This is a genomic window from Sphingomonas taxi, assembly GCF_000764535.1.
Taxonomy (GTDB): Bacteria; Pseudomonadota; Alphaproteobacteria; order Sphingomonadales; family Sphingomonadaceae; genus Sphingomonas; species Sphingomonas taxi.
This window is the reverse complement of the sequence record NZ_CP009571.1, coordinates 697,401-710,931: the sequence shown is the minus strand read 5'-3', so window position 1 is coordinate 710,931 and position 13,531 is coordinate 697,401. Positions and strand designations below refer to the sequence as shown.

Here is a 13,531-nt window from a genome sequence, read left to right as displayed (position 1 = left end):
CGCCGATGATCCTCCGCACGCTGCTGATCGCCTCGACGATCCTTGCCGCCGCGCCCGCGCTCGCGCAGAGCAGGCCGATGACGACCACCCCGACCACCGAAACCGACCCCTATATCTGGCTCGAGGACAAGGACGGCGCCAGGCCGCTCGCCTGGGTCGAGGCGGAGAACGCCAAGACGCTGCCGCGGCTGCAGAACGATCCACGCTACCGGACCTTCTATGCCGAAGCGCTGGCGATCGCGTCCGCCAAGGACCGTATCCCGATGCCGAGCCAGCTCTATGGCCGCATCTACAATTTCTGGCGCGACGCCGATCATCCGCAGGGCATCTGGCGCTGGACGACCGAGGCGAGCTACGCCCAGCCGCAGCCGCAATGGACGACGGTGCTCGACCTCGACTCGCTGTCGAAGGCCGAGGGCAAGAAATGGGTATGGAAGGGCGCGTCCTGCCTGCATCCCGAGGAACGCCTCTGCCTCGTCGCGCTGTCCGAAGGGGGCGAGGACGCGATCAGCTATCGCGAGTTCGATCTCGCCACCGGCCAGTTCGTCGCCGGCGGCTTCGCGCTGCCCAAGTCGAAGCAGGGCGCGAGCTGGCTCGACAAGGACACGTTGCTGGTCAGCCGCGACTGGGGGCAGGGCACGATGACCGCGTCGAGCTATCCCTTCGTCGTCAAGCTGGTGAAGCGCGGCCGGTCGCTCGACGCGGCGCAGGAAATCTTCCGCGGCCAGCCGACCGACCAGCTCGGCACCTATGCCGGCGTGATCACCGATGGCCAGGGCAACCGTCTGGTGACGATCGAACGGCGCGTCACCTTCTTCGGCGGCGAGACGCACGTCTGGACGCCGGAGGGGACCAAAAAGCTCGATATTCCGGCGCGGACCAGCCCGGTCGGCATGGTCGCGGGGCAGGTGCTGTTCCAGACCAGCGATCCATGGGGTGCGGTGACCGCCGGCTCGGTCGCGTCGGCGCCGCTCGCCGAGGTGCAGGCCAATGCGATCCGGCCCGTCGTGCTGTTCGCGCCGACGCCGCGCCAGTCGGTCGACGAGGTGGTGACGACCAAAGACCATGTCGTCCTGATCTACAACGACAACGTCCGGGGCCGCGCGTCGGTCTACACGCCGGGCAACGCCGGCTGGACGTCGAAACCGATCGCCTTGCCCGACAACGTCTCGCTCGGCGTCGCCAGCGCCGACGACAAGAGCAACCGCGGCTATCTCACCGTCACCGGCTTCCTGACGCCGACGACGCTGCTGCCGCTCGACGCCGCCACGGCGAGCGCCGCGAGGCCGGTCAAGACGCTGCCCGCCAAGTTCGACGCGAGCAATCTCGTCGTCGAGCAGCATGAGGCGACCTCGACCGACGGCACCAAGGTGCCGTATTTCATCGTCCACAAGAAGGGCATCGCGCTCGACGGCACGACGCCGACGATCATGACGGCTTACGGCGGGTTCGAGCTGCCGATGCTGCCCGGCTATTCGGCGATCACCGGCAAATTGTGGCTCGAGCGCGGCGGCAGCTACGTCCTCGCCAATATCCGCGGCGGCGGCGAATTCGGCCCCAAATGGCACGACGCCGGCCGTAAGACCAAGCGGCAGGTGATCTACGACGATTTCGCCAGCGTCGCGAAGGACCTGATCGCGCGCAAGCTGACCAGTGCGCAGACGCTCGGCATCTACGGGGGCTCGAACGGCGGCCTGCTGATGGGCGTCGAGTTCAACCAGCATCCCGATCTGTGGAAGGCGGTGACCATTCAGGTGCCGCTGCTCGACATGCTGCGTTACGAACAGATCGCCGCGGGCGCGTCCTGGGTCGACGAATATGGTTCGGCCTCGGTGCCGGAGGAGAAGGCGTTCCTCGCGACGATCTCGCCCTATCAGAATATCAGGAAGGGCGTGGCCTATCCCGAGCCCTATATCTGGACGACGACCAAGGACGACCGCGTCGGCCCGCAGCACGCGCGCAAGTTCGCCGCGCGGCTGAAGGAATACGGCCTGCCGTATCTGTTCTACGAGGATACTGCCGGGGGCCATTCGGGCGATGCCGACATCGAACAGGGTGCGCGGTTGCAGGCGCTCCAGATGACCTATTTCGCGCAGAAGCTGCTCGGCCCGGCGAAATGATCCAGCAATGCCCCTCCGGCCTGACGGCTGGAGGGGCATTGCTACCGTCATTTCTCTGTTGGCAGTGAAACGTGTCCCACGGCATACATCTGAGTGTCTGGCTGCGGCTGTGCTGGGGGATTGCGCCAAAGGTCAAATTTAACTTGTGTCCAACAGGACGGATCGAAGCCGACTACGCTGGCGAGCGCGCCGTTCTGCACGGCAGAGTGAACGCTGGCGGACGCAGTTTCGCGTTGTGCGGCCAGATCGGAATAGGCGCTGATCGTTGTGATGCGTTGGCTAGCGTATCGGGCGCTTTTGATTTCCGGTCCGATTTCCGCATGCCAAACTATCCATGTCCGCACCGCCGGCCAGCCGAAGTCTCGGCTGAGCGTCGCAAAGCCCGGCCCGGATAGGAAGCCGTCGATCCCCTCAGGGGCATCCCAAAGGTAAAAGGGCGCATAGAGATTTTCGACGCTGGTAAAGCCGGCGTCGTTTTTGCGCGCGGAAAGATAGGCTTTGAAGCGTAAATGCGGGAAACCGTCGAGCAGCGGTCCTTTCGTCCGGATCCTCTCGTCGATGATCGCCATGTCGTAGTCGGCGGGCAGGGTGAAACCATATTGCATCGCGATCACGGCTGCTTCTCCCGTTCGACTTTGCCATACCAATGAACCGCTGTTCCATCTTTCACCGGTTGCACGCTGAGATAGCCGAACGGGCTTGCAGGGGCAGCGCCATGCCAGTGCACTTCATCCGGCGCGAACCAGATGCTGTCCCCCGTGCGAACCTCGATCACCTTGCCGCTTTCGCGCTGAACCATCCCGACGCCGTCCAATACGAAGAGAAGCTGTCCCCGCGGATGGCTGTGCCAATGGGTGATCACGCCGGGGTCGAGGAATGCGCGCATTGCGGTCATCTCGCCCTCGGTCCGGCTCGACAGGATCATCTGGACAAGGAAAAGGTTGCTTGAAACACCTGCCGGCGCAGCGACGATGCCCTTTCCGGCCTGCCAGACGGTCATGGCCGACGGACAGGCGGCGTCCATGTCGAAAGGATTGCTCATCGCGCTGCATCGCTTTCAGCAGGGGCTGCCCGAACACCGCCATGGGTTAGCAGGACGTATTGGGTGGAAAGCACGGTGCGCTCCTTGCATCTGTTGACACATGCAGCGTGCGGTATCAGCGTCGTTCTGAAAATCGGAAAGTTCGGGATCGTCAATCCTGAGATTCGGGATCGTTGATGCGCCTGACTAATCTGGACATGGATGCTCTTCGCACTTTCGTCGTCGGTATGGACGCTGGCTCGTTCGTTCGAGCCGCACATCGGCTGGGACGGTCTACATCTGCCGTGAGCGCGCATCTCAAGAAGCTGGAGGCACAGGCAGGGGTGCCCTTGTTGCGCCGTTCCGGGCGCGGTCTCTCGCTTACGGAGAACGGTGAAATCCTGCTTACCCACGCAAGGCGGTTGATTCACCTCAATGACGAAGCGGTCGCGGCCGTGCGCGGCATGGAACTGGAAGGCTGGGTTCGTCTCGGTCTTCAGGAAGATTTTGGTGAGGCGGTCCTCCCACAAGTGCTCGGCCGGTTTGCCCGCGCGCATCCGAAGGTCAGAATTGAGGGCCGCATCGCACGTAACAGCGAACTGACTGAAAAGATCGCATCGAACCAGCTCGACCTCGCACTTGCTTGGGACAGCCGGGGCATACCATATGGCGAACGAATTGCCGCCGTACCTTTACGTTGGCTCGGAAGCGCCCGTCACGACACGCATTGGCCTATCGACCACGATCAGCCTCTTCCGATCGTTGCTCTACACACGCCGTGCACGCTGCGTGCGATCGCATGCGAACATTTGGACCGGCACGGCATCGCTTGGCGGCTCGCGTTCGTCAGCCCAAGTCTTGCTGGCATGTGGGCGGCAACCGCGGCAGGATTAGGAATCGCGCTGCGTACGCATATTGGCCGCCCCGCCTCAGTGTGCATCCTCGATCCTGCCGTCCACCGTCTACCCAGTTTGCCTTCGCTCGACCTTGTGCTGCTCCGCTCCGCCAAGGAGGCGGACCCGGTGACAGATCGTCTTGCGCTCATCATCAAGGAGGCGTTGCGCGAGACGCTGCCGAATACCTTGAGCGAACATTGAATGGCGGCGTGCCGAGCCGGCGTCGATAATGGCGGAGGGAGTGGGATTCGAACCCACGGTAGGCTTCCACCTACGGCGGTTTTCAAGACCGCTGCCTTAAACCACTCGGCCATCCCTCCGTGGTGACCCCGGATAGTCGCACCGCGGCTGCCCGTGCAACCCCTGCGACGATAAGAGGTTCACGCCACCCGCCCGCTGTGGCACCACGGCCGGCATGTGGGGGCAACGACTGCGACGCGCGCTGACGACCGGCGTAATGGCAACAACCTTGGCGCTCGGCGGCGCCGCGCCGGTCGCGGCGCAGGACGAAGCCGGGTTCCAGACCTATCTGCAAGAGCTTCGCCGGCAGGCGCTGGCCGAGGGCGTGACGCAGCGGACGGTCGATGCCGTCTTCCCGACGCTCACGCTTAGCGACCGCACCATCCAGCTCGATCGCGCCCAGCCGGGCAATCCGGGCAGCACCGCGACGCCGCCGTTCGCGCCGTATAAGGCGAGCCATGTCGACGCCGCGCGGATCGGCCGCGGCCGTACCACTTATCAGGCGCAGCGGGTGCGACTGGCGCGCGTCGAGCGCGAGACGGGCGTCCCCGAATCGATCATGGTCGCGATCTGGGGCCATGAGACCAATTACGGTGCCTATACTGGCAATTTCGATTTGCTGCGCAGCCTCGCCAGCCTCGCCTATGAGGGGCGGCGGCGCAGCCTGTTCGCAGGCGAGTTCATCGCCGGTCTCAAGATCCTCGACCGCGGCATTCCGCGCGAGCAGTTGAAGGGCAGCTGGGCGGGCGCGACGGGCAATCCGCAGTTCCTGCCCTCGGTCTATCTCCGCCTCGCCCGCGACGGCGATGGCGACGGACGGGCGGATATCTGGACCAGCCCGGCCGATACATTGGCCTCGATCGGCAACTACTTCGCCAACGCCGGCTGGCGTCCCGGTCAGCCATGGGGTCTTGCGGTCAGCGTTCCGGCGGGGCTCGACCGTAGCGGCCTGACCAGCCGGCTCGTGTCGCCGCGCTGCCCACGCGTGTTCGAACGGCACAGCCGCTGGCGGACGATGGCGGAGTGGCGCGCGCTGGGCGTCGTGCCGCAGGGCAGGGGATGGCCCGCCGACAGCGTGCAGGCGACGCTGATCGAGCCCGACGGTCCCGGTGCGACCGCCTATCTGCTCACCGGCAATTATCGGGTGATCCTCGATTACAATTGCTCGAACTTCTACGCGCTATCGGTGGGCCTGCTCGCCGATGCGGTTGAGGGCTGACGCCGCCCGCGCGCGGCGCTATGCCAGCATCATTCCCGCTTAATCTCCCGGAAAGCCCCATCGCCGTCATGAACAAGCTGCTCGCCGCCCCCCTCGCGATCGTCGCCGCCGCCGTCCCGTCGGTCGCCGCCGCGCCCCAGTTTCAGGGGACCGCGCCGATCGCCTATATGGAAGACCTGTCGTCGGGCGCGGTGCTCTATCAGCGCGATGCCGACCGCCGCATGCCGCCGGCGTCGATGGCGAAGATGATGACTGTTTACGTCGCTTTCGACATGATCAAAAAGGGCGAGTTGAAGCTCGGCCAGACGTTTCAGGTCCGGCCCGAGACGTGGCAGCGCTGGCACGGGCCGCAGGCGGGCTCGACGATGTTCCTGTCGACCGGCGAGAACGTCAGCGTCGAGAATCTGCTCAAGGGCATCGTCACGCTCTCGGGCAACGATGCCTGCGTCGTGCTCGCCGAGGGCATTTCGGGGACCGAACAGACCTTCACCGACCGGATGAACGATCAGGCGAAGAAGCTCGGCCTGACCAACAGCCATTTCGGCACGTCGAACGGCTGGCCCGACAATGGCGTGACCTATGTCACCGCCAAGGATCTCGCGCATCTCGCCAGCGCGACGATCAAGGACTTCCCGGATCTCTACAAGCGCTTCTATTCGCTGCGCAGCTTCACCTGGGGCAAGACGCTCGGCGCCGGTGCCGACATCACCCAGGCCAATCGCGATCCGCTGCTCGGCCGCGTCGCCGGCGCCGACGGGCTCAAGACCGGCCATACCGAGGAGGCGGGTTTCGGCTTCACCGGTTCGGCGGAGCAGAATGGCCGGCGGCTGGTGATGGTCGTCGCCGGGCTGACCTCGTCGAACGGCCGCGCCGAGGAATCGGTGCGCTTCATGGAATGGGGCTTCCGCGCCTGGCAGGCCAAGCCGGTCGTCGCCGCGGGCAAGCAGGTGTCGACCGCCGAGGTGCAGATGGGCAGCGCGAGCAGCGTCGGCCTCGTCGCGCCGCGGCAGCTCACCGTCACCGTGCCGGCGGGTGCGGTGCCGCAGATGAGCGCCAAGGTCGTCTACGATGGGCCGATCCGCGCCCCGATCAAGGCCGGCCAGCATATCGCCGATCTCGTCGTCAAGGCGCCCGACCTGCCCGAACAGCGGCTGCCGCTGGTCGCCGACAAGGATATCGGCGAGGCCGGCTTCTTCGGTCGCGCCTGGGCGGGACTGACCTCGCTCTTCGGCTGATGCCGCGGCCGTGACCGAATTGTTCGGCAACGCCGACGCGCACACCGCATTCGTCGCGGCGCTGCGCGGCGGCGCCCTGCATCACGCCTGGCTGCTGGTCGGGCCGGAGGGCGTCGGCAAGGCGCGCTTCGCGCAGGCCGCGGCGCTGCGCATGCTTGCCGAGGCGAGCGCGACCGGCGTCTCGGCGCCGGGGCTGGTCGTGCCGGAGGGGCATCCGACGCGCGCGCTGGTCGATGCCGGCTCCCACCCCGATCTGCGCGTGATGCAGCGGCTGCCCAAGGATCCCGAAAAGCCCGATCAGGATCTGGCGCGGAGCATCACGATCGCGCAGGTGCGCAGTCTCCAGCCGCTGTTCGCGACGACGCCGTCGATGGGCGCGCGCCGCGTCGTCATCATCGATGCCGCCGACGATCTCGAGCGCAACGGTGCCAACGCGCTGCTCAAGAACCTCGAAGAGCCGCCGGCGGGGACGATCTTCCTGCTCGTCAGCCATGCGCCGGGCCGACTGCTGCCGACGATCCGCTCGCGCTGCCGCGTGCTGCGCTTCGCCGCGCTCGACGACGACGATATGGCAAAGGCGCTGCGGCAGGCCTTGCCCGAGGCCGATGCGGATGAGATCGCCGCGCTGGTGCGAACCGGGGAGGGCGCGCCCGGCCGTGCTCTGCGTTATGCCGGGCTCGATATCGACGGGCTCGACCGGGCGATCGCAGGCATCGCCGAGGATGGCGATCCGATGAACGCGCGCCGAGCCGCGCTCGCCAAAGCGCTGGCGGGGAAGGGCAATGCCGCGCGCTACGAAGCCTTCCTCGATCGCGTGCCGGCGATGATCGCGCGCGAGGCGCGGAGCCGGTCGGGCGCTCGGCTCAAGACAGCGCTCGACGCGCAGGCCGCGGCGCGCGATCTCGCCGGTGCGGCGCTGGGCCTGTCGCTCGATGCGCAGGCGACGGTGTTCGAGATGGCGGCGATCGTCGCGGCGCTGCGCTGACCCGCTTCACCTCGCCCTGAGGATCGACTAGGAGGCCCGGCATGGCCGATCCTTATTATATCACCACCGCGATCCATTACCCGAACGGGCGCCCGCATATCGGCCATGCCTATGAGATGATCGCCGCCGACGCGATCGCGCGCTTCCAGCGGCAGGCGGGCCGCGACGTCCGCTTTCAGACCGGCACCGACGAACATGGCCTCAAGATGGCGCAGACGGCGCGGACCCGGGGCGTCGAGGTGCGCGCTTTCGCCGACGAAATGTCGTCCCATTTCAGCGAGATGGCGGACACACTTAACATTTCCTACGATCGCTTCATCCGCACCGTCGAGCCGGCTCATTATGCCGCGAGCCAGGCGATCTGGCGCGCGATGCGCGACAGCGGCGACCTATATCTCGACCGCTACGAGGGCTGGTATTCGGTTCGCGACGAAGCCTTTTACGACGAGAAGGAGCTGATCGACGGGGAGGGGGGACAACGCCTTTCGCCGCAGGGCACGCCGGTCGAATGGACCGCGGAAGAGACGTGGTTCTTCCGCCTGTCGAAATATCAGCGGCCGCTGCTCGACCTATATGCGGCCAATCCCGATTTCATTCGCCCGGAGACGCGCCGCAACGAGGTGATGCGCTTCGTCGAGGGCGGCCTGTCCGACCTGTCAGTGTCGCGGACCAGCTTCGACTGGGGCGTGCCGGTGCCGGACAGCCCCGGCCACGTCATGTACGTCTGGGTCGATGCGCTGACCAATTATCTGACCGGTGCCGGCTATCCGGACGACAGCGAAGCGCTGGCGCGCTTCTGGCCGGCCGATCTGCATCTGATCGGTAAGGATATCACGCGCTTTCACACCGTCTACTGGCCGGCGTTCCTGATGTCGGCGAACCTGCCGATCCCGAAACAGGTGTTCGCGCATGGTTTCGTGCTTCATCGCGGCGAGAAGATGTCGAAGTCGGTCGGCAATGTCGTCAGCCCCGACGAACTGACGCAGGCGTTCGGAGTCGATGCGGTCCGCTATTTTCTGCTCCGCGAGGTCAGCTTCGGGCAGGACGGCAGCTATTCGGCCGAGGCGATCGTGACGCGGGTCAACGCCGAACTCGCCAACAGCTTCGGCAATCTTGCGCAACGGACTTTGTCGTTCATCGCCAAGAATCTCGGCGGTGCGTTCCCCGATGCGGGCCGCAGCGATCCCGCCGATGCGATGCTGATCGAGGAGATCGTCGTCGCCTGTGCCGGGCTCAAGACCGCGTTCGACGATCTGATGCTGAGCCAGGGGATCGAGGCGTGGATGCGCGGTGTCTTCGCTTGCAACCAATATATCGATGCGCAGGCGCCTTGGGCGCTGCGCAAGACCGATCCCGAGCGGATGCATGCCGTGCTCGGCACGCTCGTCCGCGCGATCCGCATGCTGGCAATCGCGATCCTGCCGGTGGTGCCGGATGCGGCGGCCAAGGTGCTCGACCAGATCGGCGCCGATGCGCGCGATCACGCTGCGATCGATGACGACGGCTGGTATGCGCGTCAGGCGGCGTCCGGCTTCGTGATCGCACCGCCGTCGCCGGTCTTCCCGCGGCTCGAGCTGCCGGTGACGGAATGATGTTCGCCGACAGCCACTGCCACCTCAACTACAAGGGCGTGTTCGAGCAGCAGGGCGAGGTGCTGGCCCGGGCGCGGGCGAGGGGCGTCGGCGCGATGCTCAACATCTCGACGCGCGAGAGCGAATGGGATGCGGTGGTCGCCACCGCCGAGCGCGAGCCCGACGTCTGGGCCGCGATCGGCATCCACCCCAACGAAGCCGACGCCTATCCGGATGTCGGGCGCGCCACGCTGGTCGATCGCGCCGCCCATCCGCGTGTCGTCGCGATCGGTGAGTCGGGACTGGATTATTACTACGAACATTCCGATCGGGCGCGGCAGCAGGCGAGCTTCCGCACGCATATCGCCGCCTGTCGCGAGACGGGATTGCCGTTGATCGTCCACACCCGCGACGCGGAGGAGGATACGCTGGCGATCCTGCGCGAGGAGATGGAGCAGGGGGCCTATAGCGGCGTCATCCATTGCTTCACCGCGAGCGGGGCGTTCGCCGACGGGGCCCTTGAACTGGGCTTCTATATCTCGATTTCGGGGATCGTGACGTTCAAGAACGCGCGCGATCTGCAAGAGACGGCCGCACGGCTGCCGAGCGACCGCTTGCTGATCGAGACCGACGCGCCGTTCCTCGCGCCGGTGCCTAATCGCGGCAAGCCGGGCGAACCGGGCTTCGTCGCCGATACGGCCGCCTTTCTTGCCAAGCTGCGCGGCGAGCCACTTGAAGAGCTGGCCGCAAGAACCGCCGACAACTTCTTCACCTTGTTCAATAAAGCGCAGCGGTGAAGGTCCGTATCCTCGGCTCGGGCACCTCGTCTGGCGTGCCGCGGATCGGCAACGACTGGGGCGCCTGCGACCCCGGCGAACCACGCAACCGGCGTACCCGCGCGTCGCTGCTGGTCGAGCATGACGGCACGCGCATCCTCATCGATACCGGGCCCGACATGCGCGAGCAATTGCTTGCCGCCGACGTCGCGGCGGTCGACGCGATCATCTGGACGCACGATCACGCCGATCACTGTCACGGTATCGACGATGTCCGCCAGATCTACCATGCGCTCGGCAGACCCGTGCAAGGCTTCGCCCGACCGAAGACGCTGGCGGCCTTGCACGAAAAGTTCACCTATGTCTTCGCCGGCCGGCAGGGGTATCCGCCGACGCTACAGGCGGCGGAGCTGCCCGATCGACTGACGATCGGCAGCATCACGATTGACGTGGTTGACCAGCCGCATGGCCATATCACCTCGGCCGGACTGCGGTTTTCCGCCGGCGACGCGGTGGTCGGCTATGCCACCGACTTTCACGAACTCACGCCGGCGATGCGCGCGCTTTATACAGGGCTCGACGTCTGGATCGTCGATGCGCTGCGCTATGCGCCGCACCCGACGCATCCCGACGTACCGGCGGTGCTCGACTGGATCGAACAGCTTCGCCCGGGGCGGTCAGCCTTCATACATATGGACCATAGTATGGATTATGCGACGTTGATGGCGACGCTGCCGCCAGGCGTCGAACCTGGCTACGACGGACTCGAATTCACGCCATGAACACGGATCTGGGCGGCTCGGCGCTCTTCTATCTGGTGCTGCTCATCCTCCCGATTTCGGCGTTGATCGCCCGACGCGTCCCGATCCTCCGCATCGTCCTGTCGCTGGCAAGTTGGGCGCTCATCATCGGTCTGCTCGTCATCGTCGTCGGCCAGCGCGAACGGTTCGATCCGTATCTGCAGCGGATCGCCAGCGTGCTGAAGATCGCCGACCAGACGGTCGTCGGGCGCGAGACGCGGATCCGCATGGCCGCCGACGGGCATTTCTGGGCGCGGGTGACACTGGACGGTGTCCCGCGGCGGATGCTGATCGACAGCGGCGCGACGGTGACCGCGCTGTCGACGCGCACCGCGCAGGCCGCCGCGCTCGACGTGCGCAACAGCGCGTTCCCGATGATCCTCAACACCGCCAATGGCCAGATCAGCGCGCAGACCGCGACGGTCCGCGAATTGCGGCTCGGCGATATCGCCGCGCGGGGCCTCGGCGTCGTCGTCTCGCCGGCATTCGGCGATACCGACGTGCTGGGCATGAACTTCCTGTCCAAGCTGAAATCGTGGCGGGTCGAGGGGCAGACGCTGATCCTCGAACCCCACCACCATCAGGATTTTACATAATGTCTATTATCGATCCTAAGCTTGGGTCGGTGAGAGGGGGCGCATGACGGTTGAACGGCTGGTAGCGATCATGGCGCGGCTGCGCGATCCCGAGCGTGGCTGCGACTGGGACGTCGCGCAGACTTGGGCGACGATCGCGCCGTACACGATCGAGGAAGCCTATGAGGTCGCCGACGCGATCGCCCGCGACGATGCGACCGATCTCAAGGACGAGCTCGGCGACCTGTTGCTTCAGGTCGTCTTTCACAGCCGGATCGCCGAGGAAGCCGGCGCCTTCACGCTTGACGATGTCGTGGCGTCGATCAGCGAGAAGATGGAACGTCGCCACCCCCATATCTTCGGCGATGCGGCGCAGAGCCCCGGCTGGGAGGAACTCAAGGCGGCCGAGCGCAGCGGCAAGAGCGATGCGAGCGCGCTGGCGGGCGTCGCCGCGGGACTGCCGGCGCTGATGCGCGCGGTGAAGCTCCAGAAGCGTGCCGCACGCGTCGGCTTCGACTGGCCCGACGCCGACGGTTCCCGCGTCAAACTGCATGAGGAAATCGAGGAGGTCACGGCCGCGACCGGCGACGAAATCGAAGACGAGATCGGTGATCTGCTCTTCGCTGCGGTCAATTGGGCGCGGCATCTCGGCGTCGATCCGGAAACGGCACTGCGCCGCGGCAATGCCAAGTTCGAACGCCGCTTCCGGGCGATGGAGGCGATCGCCGGCGAGAGCTTTCCGGCGCTCAGCCTCGACGACAAGGAAGCGCTCTGGCAGCGGGTGAAGCGCGGCTAGGTCGCCCCCTCACCGCTGCAAAAAGCGTTCGTAATCGCGCTCTGCGAGGCGAACCTCATATTGTGTCTGAAGATCCTCGCTGATCTGGCCGAGTACCTCGCCATGCGCGTGCAGCCAGGCCGCCCCCGCCCCGTCGCCGGCGTCGAGTGTGATCCAATAGCGGCGGTGGCCGGCGGTGAGCTTGGCGGCGACCTGTTCGATCAGGTCGTCGATCCCCTCCCCGCTGAGTGCCGAGATGGCGACGACATCGTCGCGATGCCCCGCCTCGACCAGCACATCCTCGTGCCGCTCGGGATCGAGCAGGTCGAGCTTGTTCCACGCCTCGAAGCGCGGCGTCAGCTCGGACACGCCGATCTCGGCGAGCACCGCCTCGACGTCGCTGCGCTGTGCCTCGCTCTCGGGATGCGCGATATCGCGGACGTGGATCAGCAGATCGGCCGACACCACTTCCTCCAGCGTGGCCTGGAAGGCGGCGACGAGCTGCGTCGGCAGGTCCGAGACGAAGCCCACCGTGTCCGACAGGATTGCCTTGTCGATCCCCGGCAGCGAGATCTGCCGCAACGTCGGGTCGAGCGTCGCGAACAACAGGTCCTCGGCCATGACATGCGCCCCGGTCAGCCGGTTGAACAGCGTCGACTTGCCAGCATTGGTATAGCCGACGAGCGCGATGATCGGCCACGGCGCGCGCTGGCGCCGGTCGCGATGCAGGCCGCGGGTACGGCTGACCTGCTCCAGCTCGCGGCGCAGCCGTGCCATGCGGTCGCGGATCAGCCGGCGGTCGGCCTCGATCTGCGTTTCGCCGGGACCACCGAGGAAGCCGAAGCCGCCGCGCTGCCGCTCGAGATGGGTCCAGCTGCGCACCAGTCGGCCGGCCTGATAGTCGAGATGCGCGAGTTCGACCTGCAACCGCCCTTCGGCAGTGGCGGCGCGTTCGCCGAAGATCTCAAGGATCAGCCCGGTACGGTCGATCACCTTGGCTTCGAGCGCGGTTTCGAGATTGCGCTGTTGCACGGGCGTCAGGCTCGCGTCGAAGACGACGAGGTCGGCCTCGTTCTGGCGGACCTGCACCGCAAGCTGCTCGACCTGACCGCTGCCGATCAGCGTCGCCGCCTTGGGCGCCCTCACCCTTACCGCGACCTTTTCGGTCACGACGAGGCCGATCGCAGCGGCCAGCCCCGCGGTCTCGTCGAGCCGGGCGTCGGCATCGCGATGCGCATCGCCCTGGTCGGGCAGGACGATCAGCGTGCGGCCGCCGCGGGCGAAATCGTCACGATCGCGATTGAAGCCATTGGTCACG

The 13,531-nt window shown here is 66.2% G+C and carries 13 protein-coding genes and 1 tRNA gene; 10 read left to right on the top strand and 4 right to left on the bottom strand.

The annotated features are described in order from the left end of the window. Nucleotides 1–5: 5 nt before the first annotated feature. The gene (locus MC45_RS03115) at nt 6–2,120 is read left to right on the top strand and encodes a prolyl oligopeptidase family serine peptidase (protein WP_038659381.1); all 2,115 of its coding nucleotides are present in this window, start codon (nt 6–8) and stop codon (nt 2,118–2,120) included. A 47-nt stretch (nt 2,121–2,167) separates the two neighbouring features. Here the strand turns inward: MC45_RS03115 and MC45_RS03110 are convergent, their stop codons facing one another. Together MC45_RS03110 and MC45_RS03105 are read right to left on the bottom strand one after the other, a co-directional pair. Next, entirely contained in the window at nt 2,168–2,725 is a 558-nt protein-coding gene (locus MC45_RS03110) for a DUF4865 family protein (protein WP_245640900.1), read from the bottom strand. 5 nt (nt 2,726–2,730) lie between these two features. Next, nucleotides 2,731–3,162: a cupin domain-containing protein gene (locus MC45_RS03105; protein ID WP_081974317.1), complete on the bottom strand. Its 432-nt coding sequence runs from the start codon at nt 3,160–3,162 to the stop codon at nt 2,731–2,733. 176 nt (nt 3,163–3,338) lie between these two features. On the opposite strand from MC45_RS03105, the gene MC45_RS03100 reads away from it, so the two are divergent. Continuing rightward, nucleotides 3,339–4,238, top strand: a complete 900-nt coding sequence (locus tag MC45_RS03100; RefSeq protein ID WP_038659374.1) for a LysR family transcriptional regulator — start codon at nt 3,339–3,341, stop codon at nt 4,236–4,238. 29 nt (nt 4,239–4,267) lie between these two features. On the opposite strand, the gene MC45_RS03095 is transcribed toward MC45_RS03100, so the two are convergent. Next, nucleotides 4,268–4,357 (bottom strand) — tRNA-Ser (locus MC45_RS03095). Between the two features lie 137 nt (nt 4,358–4,494). On the opposite strand from MC45_RS03095, the gene MC45_RS03090 reads away from it, so the two are divergent. The 8 genes from MC45_RS03090 (at nt 4,495) to mazG (ending at nt 12,234) form a co-directional block, all read left to right on the top strand. Further along, the gene (locus MC45_RS03090; protein ID WP_245640825.1) at nt 4,495–5,496 is read left to right on the top strand and encodes a lytic murein transglycosylase; all 1,002 of its coding nucleotides are present in this window, start codon (nt 4,495–4,497) and stop codon (nt 5,494–5,496) included. A 68-nt stretch (nt 5,497–5,564) separates the two neighbouring features. After that, nucleotides 5,565–6,731: a D-alanyl-D-alanine carboxypeptidase family protein gene (locus tag MC45_RS03085; protein ID WP_038659370.1), complete on the top strand. Its 1,167-nt coding sequence runs from the start codon at nt 5,565–5,567 to the stop codon at nt 6,729–6,731. A gap of 10 nt (nt 6,732–6,741) precedes the next feature. Next, complete coding sequence (locus MC45_RS03080) at nt 6,742–7,716, top strand: DNA polymerase III subunit delta' (protein ID WP_038659368.1); 975 nt, start codon at nt 6,742–6,744, stop codon at nt 7,714–7,716. 41 nt (nt 7,717–7,757) lie between these two features. Then, complete coding sequence (metG, locus tag MC45_RS03075) at nt 7,758–9,308, top strand: methionine--tRNA ligase (protein WP_038659365.1); 1,551 nt, start codon at nt 7,758–7,760, stop codon at nt 9,306–9,308. Beyond that, nucleotides 9,308–10,084: a TatD family hydrolase gene (locus MC45_RS03070; RefSeq protein WP_038666327.1), complete on the top strand. Its 777-nt coding sequence runs from the start codon at nt 9,308–9,310 to the stop codon at nt 10,082–10,084. Before metG ends, MC45_RS03070 begins: the two co-directional genes overlap by 1 nt. After that, a complete protein-coding gene (locus tag MC45_RS03065; protein WP_038659363.1) occupies nt 10,081–10,845 on the top strand; it encodes an MBL fold metallo-hydrolase in 765 nt (254 codons plus the stop codon). The genes MC45_RS03070 and MC45_RS03065 overlap by 4 nt, the downstream gene beginning before the upstream one ends. Next, nucleotides 10,842–11,459, top strand: coding sequence for a retropepsin-like aspartic protease family protein (locus tag MC45_RS03060; RefSeq protein ID WP_038659361.1), 618 nt, complete (start codon nt 10,842–10,844; stop codon nt 11,457–11,459). Before MC45_RS03065 ends, MC45_RS03060 begins: the two co-directional genes overlap by 4 nt. Before the next feature lie 43 nt (nt 11,460–11,502). Next, nucleotides 11,503–12,234 (top strand): nucleoside triphosphate pyrophosphohydrolase, encoded by a 732-nt coding sequence (gene mazG, locus MC45_RS03055; RefSeq protein WP_038659359.1) that lies wholly within the window; start codon nt 11,503–11,505, stop codon nt 12,232–12,234. A 9-nt stretch (nt 12,235–12,243) separates the two neighbouring features. On the opposite strand, the gene hflX is transcribed toward mazG, so the two are convergent. Then, the gene (gene hflX / locus MC45_RS03050) at nt 12,244–13,530 is read right to left on the bottom strand and encodes a GTPase HflX (RefSeq protein ID WP_038659357.1); all 1,287 of its coding nucleotides are present in this window, start codon (nt 13,528–13,530) and stop codon (nt 12,244–12,246) included. Between the last annotated feature and the right edge of the window lies 1 nt (nt 13,531).

Excerpts from the sequence above, each read along its gene's own strand:
- MC45_RS03115 (WP_038659381.1), top strand. The coding sequence starts at position 6 with ATGATCCTCCGCACGCTGCTGATCGCCTCGACGATCCTTGCCGCCGCG.
- MC45_RS03110 (WP_245640900.1), bottom strand. The coding sequence starts at position 2,725 with ATGCAATATGGTTTCACCCTGCCCGCCGACTACGACATGGCGATCATC.
- MC45_RS03105 (WP_081974317.1), bottom strand. The coding sequence starts at position 3,162 with ATGAGCAATCCTTTCGACATGGACGCCGCCTGTCCGTCGGCCATGACC.
- MC45_RS03100 (WP_038659374.1), top strand. The coding sequence starts at position 3,339 with ATGCGCCTGACTAATCTGGACATGGATGCTCTTCGCACTTTCGTCGTC.
- MC45_RS03090 (WP_245640825.1), top strand. The coding sequence starts at position 4,495 with ATGGCAACAACCTTGGCGCTCGGCGGCGCCGCGCCGGTCGCGGCGCAG.
- MC45_RS03085 (WP_038659370.1), top strand. The coding sequence starts at position 5,565 with ATGAACAAGCTGCTCGCCGCCCCCCTCGCGATCGTCGCCGCCGCCGTC.
- metG (WP_038659365.1), top strand. The coding sequence starts at position 7,758 with ATGGCCGATCCTTATTATATCACCACCGCGATCCATTACCCGAACGGG.
- MC45_RS03070 (WP_038666327.1), top strand. The coding sequence starts at position 9,308 with ATGTTCGCCGACAGCCACTGCCACCTCAACTACAAGGGCGTGTTCGAG.
- MC45_RS03060 (WP_038659361.1), top strand. The coding sequence starts at position 10,842 with ATGAACACGGATCTGGGCGGCTCGGCGCTCTTCTATCTGGTGCTGCTC.
- mazG (WP_038659359.1), top strand. The coding sequence starts at position 11,503 with ATGACGGTTGAACGGCTGGTAGCGATCATGGCGCGGCTGCGCGATCCC.